This window comes from Nocardioides salsibiostraticola (genome assembly GCF_054783655.1).
On the sequence record NZ_BAAGQD010000008.1, the window covers coordinates 1 to 1,438 of the forward strand.

Annotated in this window: 1 protein-coding gene; it reads right to left on the reverse strand. The window is 66.1% G+C overall.

From position 1 onward, the window contains the following. Positions 1-24: 24 nt before the first annotated feature. Positions 25-1,320 (reverse strand): ISL3 family transposase, encoded by a 1,296-nt coding sequence (locus ACYVLV_RS06175; protein WP_460808522.1) that lies wholly within the window; start codon positions 1,318-1,320, stop codon positions 25-27. Between the last annotated feature and the right edge of the window lie 118 nt (positions 1,321-1,438).

Consider the following 1,438-nt stretch of genomic DNA (forward strand, 5'->3'; position numbering starts at 1 on the left):
GGGCTCTTGTGACTGATGTGTGGGTCATGTTCGTCCGGGGAGGTGTGGTCGGTGGCCGCCGAGGCTGAGCATGATCAGGGCGATGAGGGCGTCGGGGTCTTTGAAGCCAAAGGCCATGCGGGTTCGTAATCGGATTTTGGTGTTGACCGCCTCGGTACGCCCGTTGGAAAGGCCGTGTTGAATCGCGGCGAGGATCGGGGTGCGTTGTCGACGCACGGTGCGTTGGAGCTCGACGAACTGCGGGATCCGACACGCAGCAGCCGAACGACACCACCGGTCCAGGGCGATGGCGGCTTGCTCGACAGGGAGCTTGAAGACCACGCGGAGGCCTTCTTTGAGTTGGTAGGCGCGGTAGAGCCGGGGGTCGGTCTTGGCGATCCATTCCAGCTTGGCCTGTTGGCCAGGGCTGAGGTTCTCGGGGTTTTTCCACAGGGCGTATCGCGACCGGCTCAGCGCCTTGACCAGATCGGCGCTGCGATGGGGTGGCTCGCTCTTGGCAGGCCGGCCCCGGCGACGTGGGTTGGCCCGCAGCGCGCGTCGGGCATCACGCCAGGCCTGGAGCCGCAGCTCGCCGAGGGCGTCGTTGGCCCACTTCACGACGTGGAAGGGGTCGGCAACCTGGACGGCTTGGGGACAGTTGGCGGCCACCGAGTCCGCGATGTACTTCGCGGCGTCGGCCGAGACATGGCTGATCTGGGTGCACCGTTCGGGCCCGAGGGCGTCGAAGAACTTCTGCAGGGTGGCCTTGGACTGCCCGGCCCCGGCCCAGACCAGCCGTCCGGTGTCGTGATCGATGACCACGGTGAGGAACAGATGTCCGCGCCGGTAGGAGATCTCATCGATCCCGATCCTGCTCAGGCCAGCGAACAGGTCGACCCTCCCACCGGTATCGGCCCAGACCCGGGCGATGATGGCGCCCACGGTGCGCCACGCGATGCGCATCAACTCGGTGACCGCCGACTTCGAGGTCACCGTGGCCAGCCAGGCCACAGTCTGATCGAAGGCAAGGGTGTGGCCAGCATCGTTACGAGCCCACGGCACGTGCGCGACCACCACACCGTGGACCGGGCAGGTCACGCGTGGGGAGTCGCCCTCGAGGAAAGCGGTCATGGTGCCCAGGTCCAAGGCCCGCCATCGTCGCCGTCCTCGGCCGGGGTCATAGCCCGAGCAGCGCCGCTGGCAGCGCCCGCAACGGCCGCGGGCACGGGCAGCGGGGCGTACATGCGCCACGATCTGACCGGCGACCTGGTCGAACTCGATGTCTTCGATGACTGTCTTCTCAACGCCCAACAAAGCACGCCATAGGCTGAGCTCACGCACGCCGTTCTCCTATGCTCGGTTTCTGGTCCTTCGACAGTTCAGAAACCTAGACAGAGAGCGGCGTGCGCCTCGTTAGACGCGCTTACCGCACCCACACATGCATCAGAAGAGCCCGACT